The organism is Bacillus cereus group sp. BfR-BA-01441 (genome assembly GCF_022663075.1).
Lineage (GTDB): Bacteria > Bacillota > Bacilli > Bacillales > Bacillaceae_G > Bacillus_A > Bacillus_A cereus.
Genome location: NZ_JAKUEU010000022.1, coordinates 1 through 22,233, shown reverse-complemented (window position 1 = coordinate 22,233; position 22,233 = coordinate 1). Strand labels below are relative to the sequence as shown.

Genomic DNA, 22,233 nt, shown 5'->3' with positions numbered 1-22,233 from the left:
CAAAATAACATATGTGTGTGACAAATAAAGGGAAACATGTACAAGTTGATTTCGTAATAATGATTTAAATGTCTAGATAAGGGGATGGAGTATGAGTGAATTAGAAATTAGGTTGGAGCGTCTTAGGGAAGAACAAATAGGCAATATTGTATCATTATCTTCTTATATTGGTTGGGATTATAACAGAGAAGAAATTGAGACTATTTTTAACGCAGGGATTGTATACGGTGTTTGGAATGAGAAAGAGGAACTAATAGCTAGCGCGGCAATAATATTATATGGGGAGAAATTAGCATCTATCGGAATGGTGATTGTACATCCAGATTATAAGGGGAGAGGGATTGGAAAGATAATAACGGAAGCGTGCGTTAAAAGCGTATCAGCTCATACTCCAATTATGCTTATTGCTACGGATGAAGGGAAACCTTTATATGAAAAGTTAGGATTTAGGGCAGTAAGTTATGTTTCTAAATACATATGTAACTCATACAATGCGAAAGATTATTGTGTAAGAAATGAAGATTATGTGATGAATTATGAAGAGGGTGATTTAGAAAAAATAATAAAAATAGATGAATATGCGTTTGGAACAAATAGAAAAGAGTTTTTAAAGAAAAGAATTATGCAAAGTGAACAGTGTATCGTTGTAAAGGACAAGGAACAAAATGTATTAGGTTACGGTTTAAGCATACAAACACCAGAAAATAAGATAATAGGGCCGGTTGTTGCTAAAAATGATGAGATGGCAATGAGAATTGTACATGATTTAGCAAAAGGGCATAATGGTAAATTAAGAATTGATGTACTAGAAGGAAAGAAAGATTTTATGAAAGTATTAGAGATTGCTGGTTTTAAAAAGGTGAATACACCACCAATTATGATGAAAAATAGCGGTCAATTATTAAAAAGGAATAATGAGCTATATAGCATTGCAGCACAAATTTTTGGGTGAAAAAGAATCCTTCTGAATGAAGGATTCTTTTTCGCTAATCACGATATTGATCATGAGTCGGCTGAAAGAGGTCTTCCTCGATATCTCTCACCATAGAAAAATGATCAACGTTATAATGACCGTGTAAAGTTTTATTGTGATGACTAATAATTTGTTCTGCAGACAATACGTTAGAATCAGTTGTTGAATGACCGTTTTTAATTAATGTAACGTCAAATCCTTGTACAGTTGCTGCTCTAACTGCAGTGTCAATGCAATGTTCTGTTTTACATCCGCCTATAACAATATGATTAATGTTTTCTTCTTTTAAAAGTTCAAGTAAAGAAGTGCCGTAGAATGAATTGGTTGCTGCTTTATTAATAAAGATTGCAGACTGAGGTATTTGAATTTGATTATGTACTTCAAATCCTTCGCCACTACCAGAAGCAACATCGATATCTCTTACGAAAACAATAAGGGCATTTGAATCTATTGCTTTCTGCAGGGCTATATTTAGTGTAGATAATAGCTCGGTTTTACGAAAAACTTCATTTTCTTGCTCATTTCCATCAATTAATTCTTGCTGAGCGTCAATAATTAATAGTGCTTGTTTCATCGTGTCTCCCCTTTAATATGAAATAAGTTCCACTGTACATATTCCTTCAGATTGTTAGAAAATCCTCCATTGTAAGCGAAGTAGAAGATTGATTTACAAAGTTGTCAAAGAAATTTCATTCTCATAGCGTGTAAAAACATGTATGATAGGAGATGGAGAATTTTTGAGTAGGTGGGAATAACATGCAAACAGTAGAAGATTATCTTTCATTCTTACATACGAAAGGATTTAAATTATCAGAGGAAGCACAAGGGTTTATTATGTTTGGACAAGGATATACTGGTGCGTCTGATGGGATTGTGAACGCAGCAATAGAAGCCACAATTAAACATCAATTGCAGTTTGATGGTAGTTATTTCGTTGCGTTATTAGAACGATTGAAAGAGGAAGAAATTACAGATAAAAAAAGCGCTAAGGCTTTTATGCGGAAGTTACAAGCGTAACTTCACGCAGCCTGCGCTTCTTTTTTTGTTTTGGAAGGTAATTCAACAAAAATCATGCCTAGAAAAATACATAGACATCCGATAATAGCAGAAATAGAAAGTTGTTCATTTGCAACGAGAACGCCTGTTAATGCAGCAAAAACGGGCTCCATTGCGAAAATAATTGCTACTCTCGTTGGAGAAGTGTGTTTTTGTGCCGATGTTTGAATGAAAAAAGCAATAGATGTTGCAAACAGGGCAGTTAGAAAGAGTGCGAATAAAAAGGATTGATTCGTCCATAGTGATACTGAAAATAACTTTTCCCAATCTTCAAACAAGAAAGCGCAAATAGAAGAAAATATACCAACAGCTAATACTTGAGATGTGCTTAATAATAAAGGTGATATTTTTTTAGAAAAGAAGCCGTTAATAAGAATATGGGCAGCGAAAGCGACTGCACAACCAAGAACAAGTATATCTCCTATATTTAATTGGAAAGAATCAGCAGCTGTTAATAAGTACAAACCTGTTGTAGCTACAGCAATACCAAGTACGATGAAAATGGTGGCTTTTTGTTTTAAAAAGATAAATGATAAGATTGGGACCATAACAATGCTTAGCCCAGTTAAGAAACCTGCTTTTGAAGAAGTTGTATAAAGTAAGCCAAATGTTTGTAATAAATAGCCGACAAATAAGAAGAACCCAACCATTAATCCAGCTAAACTACTATGTTTTAATTCTTGTTTTGAAGTTTTCTGTGAGAAAATAATTTGAACGAATAATAAAATAATTCCAGCGAATAAAAAGCGAATACCATTAAACGTAAATGGACCAACGAAAGACATAGCGTTTTGAACGACAACAAACGTAGCTCCCCAAATAAAAGAGACAAATAATAAAGCAAGAGGAGCAATCCACTCTTTTTTCACACTCATACCCCCGTTAATTTTGTAAGATAGCTTTTCTAGCTAATTCATCAGCTACTTTATTTTGACTACTTGGAATCCACTTAATAAAAAAGAGATCGAAGTTTTTTATGTACTGCAGTGCTTCATCTAAAAGAGGTGCAAATATTTTATTTTTTGCGTATTCCTTTTCAACAGCCCGCTCAACAAGCTGCGAATCTGTACGAAAAGAGACAGTGCTATAATTATGCTCGATGCAATATTTTAATGCTAAAAGTAAAGCGCGGTATTCTGCTTCATGATTGGACATTGTTCCAAGTGGTACTGATAATTGTACAGGTGGCTGAACGCCTTTAATAAACACTCCTGCACCAGAAGGACCAGGATTTCCTTTTGATGCACCATCAATATATACTTCAATCAAAATGAGAAACCTCCAAATTATAAGATGATCCCCTACTTAAATATTTTTTTGAAGTAGGGGATAGAGTAGTTATCCGATTGTGATGCTGTAACGACATGTAAATGTTTCATTCGCTTGTAAAGATTGAATTCCCTTTTTGTTCTTGAAATCTTTTGCTGGATTTACTTCATCAGCGATGCCATACCAAGGTTCAATACATAAGAAAGGTGCGTTATCCCCTGGTGTCCATACGCCAACAAATGGGAATCCATCAAATTCTACTTTTACAAATTTATTATGTTTATGAGAACGAATCGAAATTTCATTCGTATTCATATGTTCAAAAATAAGTGCATCATTTTTGAATAAATCATATGTAAGTGGCAATTCAGTCGTATTTTCAGCGATTAATTGCTTTTTGTTTGAAAGATAAGGTCCTTCTAATACGCTTGTTTCTAAGCGTTCCGAACCATTAAACGATAAGTGATAATCTGTAAATGATTCACCGTCCAATAAAGGGAAGTTGAATCCAGGATGTGCTCCGATTGAGAAGAACATCTCTTTTGAAGTAGGATTGTTTACTTCATATGTTATATGAACGCTTTGTCCATTTAGCTCATAAGAAACGAGTAATTCGAATTCGTATGGGTATTTTTTTAATGTTTCTTCATTACTAGTAACGATATAAGTGATTTTTGTTTCGCTTTGTTCTTTCACAGAGAAAGTAAGATCACGAGCGAAACCGTGTTGTGTTAATGAATATGGTTTACCGTCTACGTAGTATGTATTATCTACTAATCGGCCGACAATTGGGAACAAAATTGGTGCACGGCGTCCCCAATAAGTAGAATCACCTTGCCATAAATATTCTGTGTTGTCTTCTTTTAAGCGAACGCTCTGTAATTCTGCACCTTTGTCAGAAATGGAAACGATCACTTTTTCATTTTGAATTGTTGCTGTCATGAAGTGAAACCTCCTAAATCTTTCATATGTTTCATTATACGTTGTCTAAAAGGAAAAAGGTAGTTTATGATAGGAATCTATTGACGAAAGAGGGGCTACCACGTAAAATATAATCTTGTTGCTTAAAAAACGAATAACGTGGTTCGAAACCATCCCACGTAAAAAAACTAAGGAGATTTTGTCATGAATATTAGAACTTTAGTCGGTAATGGTATTTTAGCGGCATTATATATTGCTGTTTCTATGCTTATTCAGCCATTTGGCTTTACGAATGTACAATTTCGTATTTCAGAGATGTTTAATCATCTCGTTGTATTTAACAAGAAAGCAATTTACGGAATTGTATTAGGTGTATTTTTAACGAATCTCTTTTTCTCACCTATGATCGCTTACGATTTAGTATTTGGAGTAGGGCAATCTATTCTTGCGTTAGTTGCAACGATTATTTCTATGCGATTTATTAAAGGTGTTTGGGCTCGTATGATTTTTAATACAGTTATCTTTACAATTACAATGTTTATGATTGCAATTGAACTTCATCTTGCATTGGGTTTACCATTTATGTTGTCTTGGTTAACTTGTGCAATTGGTGAATTTGTTGTCATGGCGATCGGTATGCCTGTAATGTACTGGATTAATAAGCGAGTACAATTTGAAAGATTTATGTAATAGATGAAAGAGCTATTCCTATAGGGATAGCTCTTTTTGTATGTAATCATATTGAATATAATGCTGTGACTCTAGATAAAATATAATAAAATAAAGTGAGGCTTCAATTAGCCGGATATATATAAGAAGTCTTACATAAGGGGAATGTAGTATGAAATATAAAATTCATTGGTTGTATAAAACGAAGCGTGGATTGCAGACGGAATTAACAACAGAGTATATGAACATAGAAGAAGTACTTCAATTTGCAGAGGATTTTGAGAAAACAGGAAGAGCTAAGGAACTTTTATTTTACGATGAAATGGACGCAGAATGGTCATTAAAAGAGATGAAAAAGTTAAGTAAGCAAGTAGAGGAAGAGCCCCAAGAAATACTCGTTTATTTTGATGGGGGGTATGATGTGCAAACGAAAGAAGCTGGCGTTGGTATATGTGTGTATTATAAAAAAGGAAATACAAACTACCGCATTCGCCGCAATGCATATATAGAAGGTATATATGATAATAATGAAGCGGAATATGCATCATTATTATACGGTATGAATATACTCGAGGAACTAGGGATTAAGTATGAAGCAGTTACACTTCGCGGAGACTCACAAGTGGTACTGCAGCAATTAGCCGGAGAATGGCCTTGTTATGATGAACATTTAAATCATTATTTAGACCAAATTGAGCAAAAGGCGAAGCAAATGAAATTAAAACTTATATGTGAGCCGATATCTAGAAAACAAAATAAAGAAGCACATCAATTAGCTACGCAAGCATTAGAAGGAACAAGTATTGATAGTCATAAAGAAATAACCGAATAGAGAGGTGCAAAGGTGGATAAAAAGCAACTCATTACAGAGGTAAATGACTTATTAGAAACGTATTGTGAAGGATGTTTTTTGCGAGAACATAATCGAAAGACAAATAGTAAGTATTACGCTCATTCATTTTGTATAAGGCAATGTACAGTGGGAGAAACATTGAAAAAGTATGGGGAACAGTTGTCATGAAAAAACATCCAGAGAAAATTCTCTGGATGTTTTTTAGTGTCTTGCTTCGTTTAGTTGATGCTCACATTTATTTAATTTTTTTTCCTCATTCATTAAAAATGGCTCATCTAAATCAGTTGCAACAGATTTCATAATTTCAAGCTGAGAGCGAGCTGCATCTACAGCAGTAGTAGCATGTTCTAATGTATCTGGATCCATTGAAATTGTTGCTGATCCTACCATTTTTTGTGCTGTTTCTACACGGAATTTCACTTCTTCAAAATCATTTACTTCTGATCCCATTAATAATTCCTCCTTTGTATAGTGCGCATTTCACATAGTTTTTGCTCTGTAAAACGGAAATATACAAAGGAATAACAAAGGAGGTTACCAAGTAAGGTAACCTCCTGTTATATGTTGGATTAAAGTTTTACTACGTTAGCAGCTTGAGGTCCGCGGTTACCTTCAGTAATGTCGAAAGATACTTCTTGACCTTCTTCTAAAGCTTTGTAGCCGTCGCCTTGAATAGCAGAGAAATGTACGAATACATCGTCAGCGCCTTCCATTTCGATAAATCCAAAACCTTTTTCGTTGTTAAACCATTTTACTTTTCCTTGCATGTTACAATTCCTCCTAAAAGCGTTTACTATTTTCATTTAGTGAAATTCATTTTAAAAAAATAATATAAACTAAAAATGCTATATTCTTGAATATTCTGCTAAATGATTAATTTAAATATACACGAATTGGGAGAATTTAGTCAAGTAAGCGATTTTATTTTTTTGTATTTTTAAATAATTTTTCAGTCAAATTTTTAAATAGGTATAGGACAGGCTGAGTATATAATATTCTTAATTGAATGCTATACATAATGAGGTGAAAGAATGAATAAGTCTTACTTATTAGATAATGAAGGAATGAGAACGAGAACCGACATACCGGATTGGGTTGCAAAAGAATTTGAGATTTTTTCAAATGTTGTGTTAGAACCAACTTTTCCATGTTATTTCGGTTTAACAGCTTTGAAAAAGAATGAACTTCGTTATTCATTTCTTTCTCATAATGATTGGAGTCATTTACCACATACAATGTTATCTTTTTTAGAGTTAATGAAAGAGAGGCCGATTGTAAGAAGGGGCTTTTTCCTTTTTGTAGAACCGGAATGTGAAGAACAGCCACTCGAATATTACCGTGATTCCTTTTGGAAAGTGTTACAGTATTTACATGAAAACGATAATCAAGCATGGCCAAAGCAAATTCCTGAAGATCCAGACCATTATTTATGGGAATTTTCATTTGGTGGTGAGCCAATATTCGCATTTGGAAATGCGCCAGCTTATAAACAACGAAAAACTAGACATTTAGGGAATTCTCTCGTTATTGGGTTTCAGCCACGCACTATTTTTGATGGATTAGAGGGAGATCGTCCTAAAGGAGCATATTCAAGACAAATGGTTCGTGAGCGAGTTGAAAAGTGGGATCAATTGCCGAAACATCCTAACATTAGTCATTATGGTGACCCAGAGCATCGTGAATGGAAACAATATTTCATAGGAGACGATGTAGAGCCAATAAAAGGGAAATGTCCTTTTCTTCATAGGATAGAAAAGTAAGAGCCATCACCTAGATGGCTCTTTTGTATATTTTGGATAAAAAAGGGTATTTTATTATGAAAGCTAGTCTATTTTTTCAAATTACATCATTAACTAGTAGTAAAGAGAGTAGAAAGGATAGAGCGATGTTTGGAGCAATTATACAGCAAATCGTATTAGGTATATCATTAGCTGCGCCAGTAGGGCCGATTAATATTGAAATGTTAAAACGAGGAATTGAACGTGGGTTTTGGCACGCTTGGGTTGTTGGAATTGGTGGAATGACTGCAGATGTTTTATTTATGCTTCTCATTTATTTCGGTTTATCTTCTGTGTTTATGTATACATATGTACAAGCCTTCATGTATTGCACGGGTTTTTTCTTGTTATTTTATTTAGGATTTCAAAGTGTAAAACAAGGAATTTTCGACTCGAATATGGAATATAAAAAAGAAGAGGTAGGTGGCCTTAAGCAATCGTTTATGGCAGGATTTTTAATTGCGATATCCAATCCATTAAATCTTGTTTTTTGGTTTGGTATATACGGAAGTACACTTAGCTCATTACTTACGAAGGTAACGAAACAAGAAGCTTTTTTGTACAGTCTTTGCATTATTGTTGGTATTATTTTATGGAATTTAAATATTGCTTTTTCTGTACATTTTGGAAGAACTTTATTAAAACCAAAAGCGCTTGGCTACATAACAGCCGGAGCAGGTATTATTTTAGTAGGTTACTCTATACATTTTGCATACAAAGCTTTACAGTTGTTCACATAAGATTGAAGGGGAGATTTTTATGTATCGAACCACTATTGACGGAAAAGAAATTATAATTACGTTAGCGCCAAAAATCCGAAAAGAAATTACTGATAGAAATCCACTATATGAAGCGGTATTTCATAATGCTGCAAGATTGTTACAAACAAAGCAACCGACGTTTGCAGTAAATCATGAAATATTTGGGCTCATTATTGGAGAAGTGCAAAGAGGAGAAGTAACAGTGTTTGCAGTGGAACATATTATTCCGAAGCAAAATATATTTGGACCAAACAATTTTTTCTCGACAATAGAACAGCAGGCAAATTTGTAAAGTGAATAGAATAAGAATAGAAAAGAAATAGTCGTAACGATATGTTGCGGCTGTTTTTTTGGAAAAGGGGGAAACAAGATGAAGAAAGTGGGAAAAGAGTTCTTTTTACAACATGATATCGTTATTATGTATAGCATTCTATTTGTTTTCATTATTATTTTAAAAATGCAATTTTTTACGTGGTTTGGCATGTTAGCATGTATGTTTGGGATTGTTTTCTATACACTTAATGAATATATGACACATCGTTTTTTATTCCATATAAAGCCACCTAAAAACACATTTCTATTAAAAATGTTAAGAAGGTTGCATTATGATCACCACGTATATCCAGATGATTTAAAACTTTTGTTTTTACCTGTATGGTTTAGTATACCTAGTTTTACTATATATTTACTTATAGCATATGGTATTACAAAAAGTGTTACTATTACACTTTCATTTGGAATCGGAATGATTATTATGCTGCTTGTTTACGAATGGAAACATTATATTGCTCATAGACCGATTCGTCCCGTCACTAAGTTTGGAAGATGGCTAAAAAAACAACATATATTACACCATTATAAAAATGAAAAGTTTTGGTTTGGTGTTTCAAATCCAGTATTCGATTTTATATTTGGAACACTGAAAGACGGAAAAGATGTTGAGCTAAGCGAAACGGCTCGTAATTTAGAAAAGGAAAAAAAGACAAAAGTAGTGCGTTAAGCACTGCTTTTGTCTTAATGAGGATAAATAAGTAAAGTGTCACTTTATTTTGAAAAAGTATATTAAAAATTTAGGGGAAATTGCCGAAAAATGTCTATCAAAAAATCTTTGCATGAATGCATGGATTGTCTAAAATGAATATAAGTTTCTGAATATTTATAAAATTTAGTCTTTAGGTATGCAAGGGGGAAGTGTATTTCAAGTAAGAGAGGGGATCGGTTAATGAAACGAGACGATACGTCAGCACGTAAGTTGCAAAATGAGGTGAATTATACAGAGGTCGTTCAGTCGGAAGAATTTCAATTGTTATTAAATACGAAAAAGAAGTTTATCATTCCAATGAGTATTTTCTTTTTTAGTTTTTTTATCGCATTACCTATTCTAACATCGTATTCAAAGGTGCTTAATACACCTGCATTTGGAGACGTTACATGGGCGTGGGTATTTGCTTTTTCCCAATTTATCATGACATGGGCACTATGTATGATTTATAGCAAAAAAGCAGAATCATTTGATGAAATCTCCCGAAAAATTCTGCAAGATATGCAAAAAGGGAGGGGCTGAACTTGAATACTACTGCATTTGCACTATTTTTAATTATTGTTCTTGGTACGCTCGTCATAACCTATTTTGCATCGAAAAAAACGAAAAATGCGAGTGAATTTTATACGGCTGGAGGGGGATTAACTGGTTGGCAAAATGGTCTGGCCATTGCTGGAGATTACATGTCTGCTGCTTCATTTCTCGGTATAGCTGGAGCAATCGCATTAACTGGGTTTGATGGATTCTTTTATAGTATCGGTTTTTTAGTTGCTTATCTAGTTGTACTATATCTTGTTGCAGAACCGCTTAGAAATTTAGGAAAGTACACTTTGGCGGATATGATTGCAGCACGCTTTGATGCGAAAAAAGTTCGCGGAGTTGCAGCTCTTAATACGATGACGATTTCTATTTTTTATATGATTGCACAATTAGTTGGCGCGGGTGCACTTATTAAATTATTATTAGGGATTGAATATACGACATCTGTATTAATCGTTGGAACACTTATGACGGTGTATGTTATTTTTGGTGGTATGACAGCAACGAGCTGGGTACAAATTGTAAAGGCTGTATTACTTATGGCTGGTACTTTTATTATTTCTGTTATCGTTTTCGCAAAATTCAACTTCAGTGTGACTGAAATGTTCGCTCAAATGAAAACAGCTACACCTTTAAAAGATTCATTTTTAAATCCAGGTGTAAAGTATAAGGATGGTCTTGATACACTTTCTTTAAATTTAGGACTAGTACTTGGTACAGCTGGATTACCACATATACTTGTCCGCTTTTTTACAGTACGTGATGCAAAAACTGCACGTCAATCTGTCGTATATGCGACGTGGTTAATTGGTGCATTTTATATTATGACGATTTTCTTAGGATTTGGTGCGGCAGCGTTTGTAGGAAATGAAGCGATTATTAAAGCAAACCCAGCTGGTAATATGGCGGCACCTTTATTAGCCAAAGCGTTAGGTGGAGACTTCTTATTTGCTTTCGTATCAGCAATTGCTTTTGCAACGATTTTGGCTGTAGTGGCAGGTCTTGTATTAACAGCAGCATCAGCATTCGCTCATGATTTTTATAATGAAATCATTCGTAAAGGAAAATCAACGGAAAAAGAGCAAGTATCCATGGCTCGTTATGCATCTATTGGAGTAGCGATACTATCTATCATACTTGCATTATTTGCCCAAACATTAAACGTAGCATTTTTAGTATCATTAGCATTTGCAGTTGCAGCGAGTGCAAATCTACCAGTGATTTTATTTACAATATATTGGAAGCGTTTTAATACAACGGGTGCTATTTCTGGTATGATTGTAGGTCTCGTATCAGCTATTGTTCTCGTAGCGTTGAGTCCGAATGTTTGGAACCCTGTAGCTGGAAAAGCTATTTTTGTTGGGGAAGCGTTATTCCCATATACGACACCAGGAATTATTTCAATTCCGCTCGGATTTCTTGCAGCATATTTAGGAACTGTTTTATCTAGTAAGAAAGAAGATGCAGCGAAATTTGATGAAATTCTCGTGAAATCTAATACTGGTCACGGTATTAGCGATGCGTCTTCACATTAAATAAAAGAGGAGCTTTTCGATAGATAAGAAAAGCTCTTTTTTCTTTTGTCATTTTCTTGTAAATATTACTGATTTGTAAGTAGGATTTGTCTTAATTTTGTGGAATGAAAATAGCAGGGAGAAATTTAAGTCATCATGGTACCAGCGCAGCTTTTGTGAAAAATAAGTTGTTATGGAAGGTGGAAGTAATGATGAAAACGAAGCAAACTGATGAATTATTAGCAAAAGATGAGCAATATGTTTGGCACGGAATGCGTCCCTTTAGTCCAAATAGTACAATGGTAGGGGCAAAAGCTGAAGGGTGCTGGGTTGAAGATATACAAGGAAAAAGATATTTAGATGGTATGAGTGGCCTTTGGTGTGTCAATAGTGGATATGGAAGAAAAGAGCTCGCAGAAGCGGCTTATAAGCAATTACAAACATTATCATACTTTCCAATGTCACAATCCCATGAGCCAGCTATAAAGCTTGCTGAAAAGTTAAATGAGTGGCTTGGGGGAGAGTATGTTATTTTCTTCTCAAATAGTGGTTCAGAAGCGAACGAAACAGCTTTTAAAATAGCAAGACAATACTATGCTCAAAAAGGTGAACCACATCGTTATAAATTTATGTCACGTTACCGTGGGTATCACGGGAATACAATGGCGACAATGGCAGCGACGGGACAAGCGCAGCGTAGATATCAATATGAGCCGTTTGCTTCAGGTTTTTTACATGTAACACCACCGGATTGTTACCGTATGCCTGAAATTGAAGGGCAGCATATTTATGATGTAGAATGTGTGAAAGAAGTCGATCGTGTTATGACGTGGGAATTAAGTGAAACAATTGCTGCGTTTATTATGGAACCTATTATTACAGGCGGGGGCATATTAATGCCACCACAAGACTATATGAAAGCTGTTCATGAGACGTGTCAAAAACACGGTGCCTTGCTTATTAGTGATGAAGTGATTTGCGGTTTTGGACGTACAGGAAAAGCATTCGGATTTATGAATTATGATGTGAAGCCAGATATTATTACAATGGCAAAAGGTATTACGAGCGCATATTTACCATTATCTGCAACAGCTGTGAAAAAAGAAATATATGAGGCTTTTAAAGGTAAAGGAGAATATGAATTTTTCCGCCATATTAATACATTTGGTGGAAATCCAGCAGCTTGTGCATTAGCACTTAAAAATTTAGAGATTATGGAAAATGAAAATTTAATTGAGCGATCTGCACAAATGGGTTCCCTTTTATTAGAGCAACTAAAAGATGAAATTGGGGAACATCCACTTGTTGGGAATATTAGAGGAAAAGGTCTATTAGTTGGGATTGAATTAGTAAATGATAAAGAGACGAAAGAGCCAATTGATAATGATAAAATAGCAAGTGTTGTAAATGCTTGTAAAGAAAAGGGCTTAATTATAGGACGAAACGGTATGACAACAGCAGGATATAATAACGTTTTAACATTAGCGCCGCCTCTTGTTATTTCAAGTGAAGAGATTGCTTTCGTTGTTGGAACGTTGAAGACAGCGATGGAGCGTATTTAATAAATAGAGAGAGGAGCGAGCTGTAATATAAGGCTCGCTCTTGTTTAGTAGGAGGGGACTTTTAATGGAGAAATATGATCCTAACAAACATTATCACATCGGATATTATGAAGACGGATATGATTTAGAAGTGACGGCGTACAAAAGAATAAATGAACCAGTTTGGGATGCTTATATTCCGCACTATGAGGCAGACGATTTTTATAAGAAAGTGGAGGAAATGAAATTGGGTGAATATATAGATGATTATGGTATTAAGGTGTATTCATTTAGTAATGATATTAATGATGATGAAGCACGAATTATTTTTGAAAAATGGTTAAAAAAGAACGGGATTGTTTAAAGATAAAACAAAAAGGAGATTGCTATCTTATAAAATAGCAATCTCCTTTTATTATAGTAAATTTATTTACTTGCTTTCATTGCTTTATCTTTTGCACCAAAAGTGTATTTTAACATTGGTGGTGTAATCATTGTAGTTAAAATAACGACAATAACGATTGCTGTAAAGTAATCTTGTGCCAATAGACCTGAAGAAAGTCCTGTTCCTGCGATGATAAGTGCAACTTCACCACGAGAAACCATTCCAGCACCGATAATTGCAGAAGACTTAGCGTCAAATCCAGTCATTCGTGCACCGAATCCACAGCCGATTAATTTCGTTAATACAGCGATAACGGTTAATGCTAAGATGAACCAAATTTGATTGCCGATACCGTCAAATGTAATATTCATACCGATACTAACGAAGAATACGGGAACGAACATAGCGTAAGCAATTGGTTCTACTTTCTTTTCTACTTCATGTTTGTAGTTTGTTTGAGAAATTGCAATACCAGCAGCGAAAGCACCGATAATACCAGCAATTCCTAATAATTCGCCGAAATATGCGAATGAGAAACAGATGATAAGAGCCGCGCTCACGATAGACTCAGATACGCGCAGTGGTGATAACCAGCGCATAATCGCAGGAACACCTTTCCATCCGATTAAAATAATAGAAGCGAAGAATACTACTTTCTTCAAGATAACCATTGTTAAGTTAACATCATCAGTACCTAAGAAGCTCATTGCAAATGCTAATAAAATAACAACAAGAATATCATCAAATACAGCGGCTCCAAGCATCGTCGTACTTTCACGTGTTTTCATTTTACCTAAATCACGAAGTGTTTGTACGGAAATACTAACACTTGTCGCACATAGAAGTAATCCTAAGAATACAGCGTTTCCTTGTTCCATTCCCATCACAAGACCGGAAACGTAACCACCTACGAATGGAAGAATGATACCTCCGAGTGCAACTGCTAAAGAAGAATTACGATTTGCGTTTAATTCTTCTAAGTCTGTTTCAAGTCCAGCCATAAACATTAAAAGAATAACCCCGACATTACTTAATTGAGTTAGAAGCTCTGAATTTTCAATCCAACCTAATACAGCTGGACCGATAACGATACCGACAATTAATTTACCTAGTACAGAAGGTTGACCTAATCTAACACTAAGATCACCAGCAAGCTTTGTACTTAATAAAATAAGTGCAATTTGAAAGAAAAATTCGAATTCCATCTGATCCTCTCCTCGTCATTTTTAATTTTATCATACGATTTCTCGGAATTTGCCTAATGAAAATATGTAAAACCCATTAAACAAAAGGGTCTGATTACAAGTTCTTTTGAACTCGTAATTTGAACCTGTAATTAATATATAATAGATTTTATAAAAAATCAATGAAAAAATGGGAGCTTTTTGAGGAAGAAGCTGTCTTATTGGGATATAGATGTAAGAGTAGTGTGTGAATTTTATATGTATAAAATAGTATGAAGTCCTTTTCCATTACAAATAATAAATTCTACATACTATTTTACGAACTATAACTGTGAAAGGGAGGATTTATAATTTGAAGGCATTAAAAAATAACTTGTCTATTGTTGCTTTAGGTGGAGTAAATGAAATAGGAAAAAATATGTATGCTATCCAATATGAAAATGATATTGTCGTCATTGATTGTGGATCTAAATTTCCAGATGAAAGTTTATTAGGGATTGATTTAATAATTCCAGACGTCACATATTTGCAAGAAAATAAAGAAAAAATTCGCGGTTTAATAGTAACGCACGGGCATGAGGACCATATTGGCGGAATACCATATTTTTTAAAACAACTAAATGTACCAATCTATGCAACAAAGTTAACGTTAGGTTTAATTGAAATTAAATTAAAGGAACACAATCTTCAAAATGATACGGAATTAATCGTTATTCATTCAGAATCAGAAATTGATTGTGGTTCTATTAAGGCAACTTTTTTTAAAACGAACCACAGTATTCCGGATTGTCTCGGTATTGTTTTTCATACACCAGAAGGTACTGTAGTACATACAGGTGATTTTAAATTTGATTTAACACCAGTAAATAATCAACATCCTGATATTCATAAAATGGCTAAAATAGGAAGTGAAGGTGTACTAGCTTTATTATCTGAAAGTACAAATGCAGAACGCCCAGGTTTTACTCCATCAGAAAGGTCAGTAGGAGAACGGATAGAGGAAATATTTATGAAAGCAAATAGAAAAGTAATTATTTCTACGTTTGCTTCTAATGTGAATCGTGTTCAGCAAATAGTTGAAGCATGTATAAAAACAAATCGAAAACTAGCTTTGCTAGGGAGAAGTATGGTAAATGTAGTAGAGGTTGCTCTAGAGAAAGGTTATTTACATATTCCAGAAGGTATGTTGATTGAAGCAAATGAGGTAAATCGTTTAGATCCAAAGCAGGTTGCAATACTTTGTACAGGAAGTCAAGGAGAACCAATGGCAGCTTTAGCGCGTTTAGCTAGTGGAAACTATAGACAAGTGGATATTTTACCAGAAGATACGGTTATTATAGCCGCGACCCCTATCCCAGGAAATGAACGTAACGTTTCTCGAATTATCGATAATTTATTTGCATTAGGAGCAAAGGTGATTTACGGATCAGGTAGTTCTACTGGAGTGCATGTATCCGGTCATGCATATCAAGAAGAGTTGAAGTTAATGCTTACATTAATGAAGCCAAAATATTTTATTCCAATTCATGGAGAGTTTAGAATGCTACACCACCATAGTTTGTTAGCAGAATCAATTGGTATTGAAAAGGGAAATATCTTTATTGTACGTAATGGAGATGTTGTAGATATAAGTAATGAAGTGGCAATTCAATCTAGAAGAATACAGGCAGGAAATATATATGTAGATGGATTAGGAATTGGAGATGTTGGAAATGCATTATTACGTGATCGTAAACAACTTTCAGAAGATGGAATGCTCGTTATAGTTATTACTTTTAATAAAGTGGATGGAGAAATAATTTCAGGTCCAGATATTATTTCTCGTGGATTTGTCTATGTCCGTGATTCAGAAGAATTTCTAAGAGAATTAAATAAATTAGCTGTTATTACGATTAATAATTTAAAGAAAGAGAATGTGAATAGCTGGGGTATTTTGAAAAGGGAGGTAAGAGAAGCATTAGGGAAGTATATATATACAAATACAAAACGAAAGCCGATGATTCTTCCTATAATAATAGAGGTTTAATAGTAAAAAAGAATTCTCGTATGGGAATTCTTTTTTGTTTTGAAGAGAGAATGAACATATAATGAAATAAATAGAAATGGAAGGAAATAAAAGATGTTATTAAATAAACGTTTTACAATTGGAGAAATGGCGAAAATGCATAATATCGCAGAATCTACATTAAGGTATTATGATGAAAAAGGAATTTTTCATCCGTCCATTGTGGATCCTCAAACGAATTATCGTTATTATACAATCGATCAATTTTCACTGTTAGATACGATTAAATTTTTACGCCAGTTAAATATTCCGTTAAAGGAAATTAAGAAATATATTGATGAAAGAAATCCAGCATACGCACTCAATTTACTGGAAAAACAACAAGAGATGATGCTGAAGAAACAAAGAGAAATTGAGTATGCTTTGGCGAAAATGGAGCATAGAATTCATTTAATTAAGAAAGCAACAAAAGCAAAAGCTGAACAAATGGTAATTAAAGAGATTCCGCAGCGAAAAATTACAGCAATTGCGGTTGCTCCAAATACGACGGATGATATGTTTGAGTACTACATTCATTCGTTACAAAAAAATATGAGGCAAATGGATGATAGTTTATTTTCTGGGGATATTGGTGTAACTGTTGCGAAAAAAGGATTAATGCAAAATGAGTTTCAAGCATATAGCAGTGTATTTATTCTTTTGGATTATATGCCGTATGAAGTGCATACTTCAGATGAAATTAAAGAAGGTTTATATGCTTGCTCTTATCATCATGGACCGTATGAAGAAACAGATGCAACGTACAAGGAGTTACTTACATACATTGATAAAGCAGGTTACGAAGTACATGGAGATTCGATTGAGATTGGATTGATTGATTGGTCTGTAACAGAAAATCCAGAGGAGCAAGTAACAGAAATTCAAATTCCTGTAGTGAAAAAATAAGATGAACACCTTTGAATTGATTACAAATTTACATTCATTAGTATAAGTCAGTTACCTGTTTTTTTAATTCTCTCTTGACCTTCAAGTTACTTGAAGGTTTAAACTAAGAAAAGAGAGTTGAAAAAAAGGAGCATATTAGAGTATGGAAGCAACAGAAAAATTAAGAGAAAAACCGATAAAAAGCTTATTTATTTCTTATTTAATACCAGCCGTTCTTGGAATGGTATTAATGTCAGTGAATATTGTAATTGACGCGGTCATGATTAGTAGAGGAGTTGGGGCGAACGGTTTAGCAGGAGTGAACGTGGCTATTCCAGCATTTTCGATTTTCTTCTCTATTTCATTATGGATCGGAATGGGCGGGGCAACGTTATACTCCATTGCATTAGGCGAAAATAAACGAGAAAGAGCAAGGTCTATTTTTACTCAATCCATGACGGTAGCAGTTGTTATCGTAGGGATTTTAGCAGCGATTTGCTTATGGAGAATAGAAGATTTAGCATACTTATTTGGTGCAAATGAAGTGATTCTACCATATGCGTTAGACTATTTACACGTATTATTAACATTTGGAATGATATACGTTTTAGAAAATATTTTAAGTACATTCATACGAAATGATGGAAATCCTAATTTAGCAATGGCTGGTCTTGTTGTAACAGCTGTATTAAATATAGTGTTTGACTATATCTTTATTTTTATCTTTGGATGGGGCGTAACAGGTGCTGCTTCAGCGACTATTCTTTCGGCAGCGATTGGTTTCCTTGTATTATTAACTCATTTCTTTAGAAAAAGTAGTATTTTAAAGTGGACGAAATTCCATTTTGAATGGGATACTGTCAAACAAATTATGGTGATTGGTTTCCCAAGTTTTACAGCAGAAAGTACGGTTGCAATCGTAACGATTGGTTTTAATATCGCATTCGTCCAATATGCAGGAGAAGTAGGAGTAGCTTCCTATGCGATGGTGAATAGTATTCATGCAATGACATTACTATTATTCTTTGGTGTTGGAGCAGCATTACAGCCAATTGCTAGTTTCCATTATGGGGCAAATTTATCAGAGAGACTTCGTGAAGGATTGAAGTTTGCTGTGAAAATTGCAGTTGTCCTCGGAGGCATTGCGATAATTGTCGGATTATTCTTCGGGAAATATATCATTGGTTTATTTGATGTTCAATCTCCAGAATTATTGGAGTTAACCTTAACAGGTATTAGCTTATTCTTTATCCAATACGTATTTTTAGGTTATAACATTGTGTATGGAGAGTATTTCCAATCAGTGCGACAAACGAAGAAATCAGTACTTATTATAATGAGCAGAGGATTACTATTTATTATTCCATTGTTATGGATTATGCCGAAATTATTTGGGATAAACGGAATTTGGCTCGTTATGCCAGTTGCAGAAGTAATGACAGCGATTATCGTATTTACGATGAATCGTATGAAACATCCTGTTCCATTAAATATGGCAGGAGAGAAAGAAGCGATATGATGAAGAAAATCCCCTTAAGCAATTAAGGGGATTTTTTTATTCCTTTAAACTAATCGCAAAAGATCCATCCGTTTCTTGAACAGAAGCAAAGGCAACGTTTTTAATATTTGTAATTCCTTTTTCCTTTAATTCTTTATATAACCATTTTTCATCTTTATGTATTAACTTTAAGTTATCATATTGAATTTGTGAATCGACGATAAGTGCAATTGGTAATCCAGCATACTTAACTTCTATGTTTAAATCTTTTGGAGTTAATGGTACAAGTTCTCTTTTTGGTAAAATACTAATAGCGCCGTTCGCTTCTAAAATAGCGTATTCAATTTCATGAACACTTGGATATCCTGCAACGCGAAGATTAGAAAGTAGTTCTGCAATGGGGTATCTACTTTTTTGTAAGTTCTCAAAAATAATATCACCATGTTTAATTAAAATGATAGGGTGTCCAAGAATAAAACGATTTAGTTTGTTGAATAGGCTTAATTTTGTAAGGAGTAAATGTAAACATGTGATAACAACCATACCGAGAAATGCTTGTAAAGCACCAGAGACGGGTATGGCCTGGAAAGCTAAATAAGATAAAAAGATTATAGCCCCAAAATCATGAGGAGTTAGTTGTGCTAACGCGGATTTACCGAGTAACTTAAGCGATAGTAAAAATAAGATAAAAAAGAACGACACGTTACATAAAAAGAGAAGCAATAGAGACACTCCTTCGTGTAAAGTTGTACTTACTATTCCCGAAAGTAATATAAATATTACCTTTCAGAGGATAAATTAGGGTTTATTGGAATCTGTCTGTATACAAACAAATAAATGGATATTATCATGAAGGAAGTAAAAGAAAATAGGAGTATATGAATATGAGAAAGAAGAAAATAATGAAGGGCATTTTAGTTGTTATAATGATTTGCGCCGTGTATGCGGGGTTTTTACAATATCACATTTATAAGCATGGGCATATGAATGCAACCTACGATGCTGATTACATAATTGTACTAGGATCGAAAGTAAATGGGACGAAACCATCTTATTCATTGCAATATCGTATTGATAAAGCAGCTGAATATTTAAAATCACATGAGAAAACAATCGCTATCGTATCTGGAGGACAAGGAAAAGGCGAAGACATTTCAGAAGCATTAGCAATGAAACAAGGACTAATAAAACAAAATATCGCAGAAGACCGCATTATAATGGAGGACAAATCTACGAGTACAGATGAGAATATTACATTCTCAAAACCGTTAATTCCAGCCGATATGAAAAAAGGTATGATTGTAACAAACGATTTTCACATGTTTAGAGCGAAAAAAATAGCGGCAAAACAAGGTTTACAATTAGAAGGTCTTCCGGCAAAAACACCGAAACCAATCATCATTCCATCGAATGTACGAGAATATTTAGCAATCACACAGTACTGGTTTATGAATCGAATATAGTGAAAGTGATCCCGGCTGAAACTTCAGGCGGGATTTAGTTTGAGGAAAATCTTACAAATATGTCACGTTCGTGAAAGGTAAAGCGATAGTTTCTAGAATGATTTCCTGACATAATGAAGGTAACAAAAACTATTTAGAGGTGAATCGGATGAAAGGAAATAATATTTTATCTTCGTTATGTTACTTTAGTATCTTTTTTGCACCATTTTTACTACCAATTATCGTGTACTTTGTTGCAGAAGATGAAGTGAAGTATCACGCGAAAAAAGCATTTTGGTCACATGTTTTCCCATACGCAATCTTATTTGGAGGACTAGCAGTATCAGGTATGTACGGTTTAGGTTTCAATCAATCTGACGGTGCTGGAATTGGAATGATGATCACATATGCAGTGTTCATTCTTGTAGGAATTTACTACTTCATTTGGAATATCGTAAAAGGTATTAAAGTTTTGAAAACGGCGTAATAAGATAAGAAATAATATGATGTAAATCTGTCGGTATAATTTCATTTACCGTATTAATAAACGTTTTAAAAAGAGCAATTCAAAAAGAATTGCTCTTTTTGTGCTTATAAGTTGTGAATATTGAAAAAGATATGTTAATTTTTCATTAGGAAGAGAAAAAGGAGTGATTTTCATGAATGAGATGATACATAAAATGGAGCAACACGTTTCAGTTCGTAAATATAAAGAAGAACCTATTCCGAAAGATGTAGTAGAAAGAATGGTGCAAGCTGCGCAGCATGCTGCGTCCTCGCATTTTGTACAGGCTTATTCTGTTATATATGTAACAGATCAAGACCTAAAGATTAAACTAGCAGAGCTATCCGGAAATCGTCACGTGAAAGACTGTGCAGCATTCTTTGTTTGTTGTGCAGATTTAAAACGACTTGAAATGGCATGTGAAAAACATGGTACCGAGATAAAGCATGAAGGAGTAGAAGATTTTATCGTTGCGACAGTAGATGCTTCACTTTTTGCGCAAAACTTAGCGCTAGCAGCAGAATCGTTAGGATACGGTATTTGTTATATTGGTGGTATTCGTAATAATCCGAGAGAAGTGAGTGAACTGCTTCATTTACCTGATAAAGTATATCCTGTATTCGGAATGACAGTCGGCGTACCAGATGAAGATCATGGAGTGAAACCACGTTTACCGGTAGCAGCAGTTCTTCATGAAAATGGATATGATGAACAAAAATATGATGAATTACTAAACGAATATGATGAAACGATGAACGCGTATTATAAAGAAAGATCATCAAACAAGAAAAACGTAACATGGACGGAATCAATGAGTTCGTTTATGTCTAAAGAAAAAAGAATGCATATGAAAGAGTTCTTAAGTGAAAAAGGATTAAATAAGAAGTGAGTAAAGAGGCAAACCTGTGATGTAGGTTTGTCTTTTTGGGAAGGAGAAATACCTAAGGCCAGAAAGTTGTTTATTCTTTCTGAACTTAGGTATTTTGTTTGTTATCATATACATAGAAATAAAAATTAATAATTTTTTACAAAAGTGATAGAAAATGAGAATGAAATGCCAATAGTAAGTAAAAGCGGCATAATAGCCGCTTTTTATCGTTTTATTTAGTATTTGATTTGAAATGTTTATCTTATGAAAGAAAGATTATTGCTAATTGTAAACTGTCAATAAAGTTATTTAAGTTTTGATATGGAATACCCTGCCGGAAAATACAGCAATAATTTTGTTTGAACATATCTGTTATGGCGCAATCTAAAGCATCTTCTATAACAAGTTCAAACTTTCAATAAGAAGATAACCCCCTGTACAACTTAAAAGAATGTACGTAAATATTTTAAAAATCCGTTGATTAAGCCATTTAAAAATAATTTGA

At 34.1% G+C, this 22,233-nt stretch carries 27 protein-coding genes, 1 pseudogene and 1 riboswitch; of the genes and pseudogenes, 19 read left to right on the top strand and 9 right to left on the bottom strand.

The window, feature by feature from the left end; genetic code table 11:
- Positions 1-91 precede the first annotated feature (91 nt).
- Positions 92-952, top strand: a complete 861-nt coding sequence (locus MR107_RS11825) for a GNAT family N-acetyltransferase (protein ID WP_163093194.1) — start codon at positions 92-94, stop codon at positions 950-952.
- A gap of 34 nt (positions 953-986) precedes the next feature.
- Here MR107_RS11825 and MR107_RS11820 read toward each other — a convergent pair whose 3' ends face one another.
- Positions 987-1,547: a cysteine hydrolase family protein gene (locus MR107_RS11820; protein ID WP_025688374.1), complete on the bottom strand. Its 561-nt coding sequence runs from the start codon at positions 1,545-1,547 to the stop codon at positions 987-989.
- 182 nt (positions 1,548-1,729) lie between these two features.
- Here MR107_RS11820 and MR107_RS11815 point away from each other — a divergent pair, with 182 nt between their 5' ends.
- Entirely contained in the window at positions 1,730-1,990 is a 261-nt protein-coding gene (locus MR107_RS11815) for a DUF6123 family protein (RefSeq protein WP_001195212.1), read from the top strand.
- Positions 1,991-1,992: 2 nt separating this feature from the next.
- Here the strand turns inward: MR107_RS11815 and MR107_RS11810 are convergent, their stop codons facing one another.
- The 3 genes from MR107_RS11810 to MR107_RS11800 form a co-directional block, all read right to left on the bottom strand.
- A complete protein-coding gene (locus tag MR107_RS11810) occupies positions 1,993-2,898 on the bottom strand; it encodes a DMT family transporter (RefSeq protein ID WP_140335646.1) in 906 nt (301 codons plus the stop codon).
- A 13-nt stretch (positions 2,899-2,911) separates the two neighbouring features.
- Positions 2,912-3,298 (bottom strand): reverse transcriptase-like protein, encoded by a 387-nt coding sequence (locus MR107_RS11805; protein WP_000573880.1) that lies wholly within the window; start codon positions 3,296-3,298, stop codon positions 2,912-2,914.
- A 69-nt stretch (positions 3,299-3,367) separates the two neighbouring features.
- The gene (locus MR107_RS11800; RefSeq protein WP_000127417.1) at positions 3,368-4,240 is read right to left on the bottom strand and encodes an aldose 1-epimerase family protein; all 873 of its coding nucleotides are present in this window, start codon (positions 4,238-4,240) and stop codon (positions 3,368-3,370) included.
- A gap of 132 nt (positions 4,241-4,372) precedes the next feature.
- A riboswitch (PreQ1 riboswitch) is annotated at positions 4,373-4,417 on the top strand.
- Between the two features lie 6 nt (positions 4,418-4,423).
- Between MR107_RS11800 and MR107_RS11795 the strand changes: the two genes are divergently transcribed.
- The 3 genes from MR107_RS11795 (at position 4,424) to MR107_RS11785 (ending at position 5,909) form a co-directional block, all read left to right on the top strand.
- A complete protein-coding gene (locus MR107_RS11795; RefSeq protein ID WP_001026474.1) occupies positions 4,424-4,909 on the top strand; it encodes a QueT transporter family protein in 486 nt (161 codons plus the stop codon).
- Between the two features lie 151 nt (positions 4,910-5,060).
- On the top strand, positions 5,061-5,720 hold the full coding sequence (locus tag MR107_RS11790) for a ribonuclease H family protein (RefSeq protein WP_000875547.1): 660 nt from the start codon (positions 5,061-5,063) through the stop codon (positions 5,718-5,720).
- 12 nt (positions 5,721-5,732) lie between these two features.
- Positions 5,733-5,909: a zinc-finger domain-containing protein gene (locus MR107_RS11785; RefSeq protein ID WP_000358801.1), complete on the top strand. Its 177-nt coding sequence runs from the start codon at positions 5,733-5,735 to the stop codon at positions 5,907-5,909.
- Positions 5,910-5,942: 33 nt separating this feature from the next.
- Here the strand turns inward: MR107_RS11785 and MR107_RS11780 are convergent, their stop codons facing one another.
- Together MR107_RS11780 and cspB are read right to left on the bottom strand one after the other, a co-directional pair.
- Positions 5,943-6,191, bottom strand: a complete 249-nt coding sequence (locus MR107_RS11780) for a DUF2564 family protein (protein WP_242292388.1) — start codon at positions 6,189-6,191, stop codon at positions 5,943-5,945.
- A gap of 119 nt (positions 6,192-6,310) precedes the next feature.
- Positions 6,311-6,508 carry a cold shock-like protein CspB gene (gene cspB / locus MR107_RS11775; protein WP_001161731.1) on the bottom strand — a complete coding sequence of 66 codons (198 nt, stop codon included), beginning with the start codon at positions 6,506-6,508 and terminating at the stop codon, positions 6,311-6,313.
- 264 nt (positions 6,509-6,772) lie between these two features.
- Between cspB and MR107_RS11770 the strand changes: the two genes are divergently transcribed.
- The 8 genes from MR107_RS11770 (at position 6,773) to MR107_RS11735 (ending at position 13,281) form a co-directional block, all read left to right on the top strand.
- A complete protein-coding gene (locus MR107_RS11770; RefSeq protein ID WP_001043767.1) occupies positions 6,773-7,501 on the top strand; it encodes a YqcI/YcgG family protein in 729 nt (242 codons plus the stop codon).
- 14 nt (positions 7,502-7,515) lie between these two features.
- Positions 7,516-8,259, top strand: coding sequence for a LysE family transporter (locus MR107_RS11765; RefSeq protein WP_001196841.1), 744 nt, complete (start codon positions 7,516-7,518; stop codon positions 8,257-8,259).
- Between the two features lie 19 nt (positions 8,260-8,278).
- Positions 8,279-8,572 carry a hypothetical protein gene (locus MR107_RS11760; protein ID WP_000286361.1) on the top strand — a complete coding sequence of 98 codons (294 nt, stop codon included), beginning with the start codon at positions 8,279-8,281 and terminating at the stop codon, positions 8,570-8,572.
- A 78-nt stretch (positions 8,573-8,650) separates the two neighbouring features.
- Entirely contained in the window at positions 8,651-9,280 is a 630-nt protein-coding gene (locus tag MR107_RS11755) for a sterol desaturase family protein (RefSeq protein WP_000755401.1), read from the top strand.
- A gap of 222 nt (positions 9,281-9,502) precedes the next feature.
- Positions 9,503-9,844, top strand: coding sequence for a DUF485 domain-containing protein (locus MR107_RS11750; protein WP_000817366.1), 342 nt, complete (start codon positions 9,503-9,505; stop codon positions 9,842-9,844).
- Between the two features lie 2 nt (positions 9,845-9,846).
- A complete protein-coding gene (locus MR107_RS11745; protein ID WP_001098239.1) occupies positions 9,847-11,397 on the top strand; it encodes a solute symporter family protein in 1,551 nt (516 codons plus the stop codon).
- A gap of 191 nt (positions 11,398-11,588) precedes the next feature.
- Positions 11,589-12,938, top strand: a complete 1,350-nt coding sequence (locus MR107_RS11740; protein ID WP_000850962.1) for an aspartate aminotransferase family protein — start codon at positions 11,589-11,591, stop codon at positions 12,936-12,938.
- Between the two features lie 64 nt (positions 12,939-13,002).
- The gene (locus tag MR107_RS11735; protein ID WP_119683167.1) at positions 13,003-13,281 is read left to right on the top strand and encodes a DUF3986 family protein; all 279 of its coding nucleotides are present in this window, start codon (positions 13,003-13,005) and stop codon (positions 13,279-13,281) included.
- Positions 13,282-13,343: 62 nt separating this feature from the next.
- On the opposite strand, the gene MR107_RS11730 is transcribed toward MR107_RS11735, so the two are convergent.
- Positions 13,344-14,507 (bottom strand): cation:proton antiporter, encoded by a 1,164-nt coding sequence (locus tag MR107_RS11730; RefSeq protein ID WP_000393901.1) that lies wholly within the window; start codon positions 14,505-14,507, stop codon positions 13,344-13,346.
- Between the two features lie 331 nt (positions 14,508-14,838).
- Here MR107_RS11730 and MR107_RS11725 point away from each other — a divergent pair, with 331 nt between their 5' ends.
- The 3 genes from MR107_RS11725 (at position 14,839) to MR107_RS11715 (ending at position 18,934) form a co-directional block, all read left to right on the top strand.
- Positions 14,839-16,512 carry a ribonuclease J gene (locus MR107_RS11725; RefSeq protein ID WP_242292387.1) on the top strand — a complete coding sequence of 558 codons (1,674 nt, stop codon included), beginning with the start codon at positions 14,839-14,841 and terminating at the stop codon, positions 16,510-16,512.
- A 93-nt stretch (positions 16,513-16,605) separates the two neighbouring features.
- Entirely contained in the window at positions 16,606-17,436 is an 831-nt protein-coding gene (locus MR107_RS11720; protein WP_000925934.1) for a MerR family transcriptional regulator, read from the top strand.
- A 142-nt stretch (positions 17,437-17,578) separates the two neighbouring features.
- Positions 17,579-18,934, top strand: coding sequence for an MATE family efflux transporter (locus MR107_RS11715; RefSeq protein WP_000388389.1), 1,356 nt, complete (start codon positions 17,579-17,581; stop codon positions 18,932-18,934).
- A 36-nt stretch (positions 18,935-18,970) separates the two neighbouring features.
- On the opposite strand, the gene MR107_RS11710 is transcribed toward MR107_RS11715, so the two are convergent.
- Complete coding sequence (locus tag MR107_RS11710) at positions 18,971-19,636, bottom strand: DUF421 domain-containing protein (protein WP_000923924.1); 666 nt, start codon at positions 19,634-19,636, stop codon at positions 18,971-18,973.
- Between the two features lie 161 nt (positions 19,637-19,797).
- Between MR107_RS11710 and MR107_RS11705 the strand changes: the two genes are divergently transcribed.
- The 3 genes from MR107_RS11705 (at position 19,798) to nfsA (ending at position 21,749) form a co-directional block, all read left to right on the top strand.
- Positions 19,798-20,376 (top strand): YdcF family protein, encoded by a 579-nt coding sequence (locus MR107_RS11705; RefSeq protein ID WP_001227676.1) that lies wholly within the window; start codon positions 19,798-19,800, stop codon positions 20,374-20,376.
- Positions 20,377-20,524: 148 nt separating this feature from the next.
- Entirely contained in the window at positions 20,525-20,842 is a 318-nt protein-coding gene (locus MR107_RS11700; RefSeq protein WP_074554089.1) for a magnetosome magnetite crystal formation protein family, read from the top strand.
- Positions 20,843-21,014: 172 nt separating this feature from the next.
- Entirely contained in the window at positions 21,015-21,749 is a 735-nt protein-coding gene (gene nfsA / locus MR107_RS11695) for an oxygen-insensitive NADPH nitroreductase (RefSeq protein WP_001004524.1), read from the top strand.
- A 375-nt stretch (positions 21,750-22,124) separates the two neighbouring features.
- Here nfsA and MR107_RS11690 read toward each other — a convergent pair.
- Positions 22,125-22,233: pseudogene (locus tag MR107_RS11690) on the bottom strand (sulfite exporter TauE/SafE family protein); the annotation flags it as partial.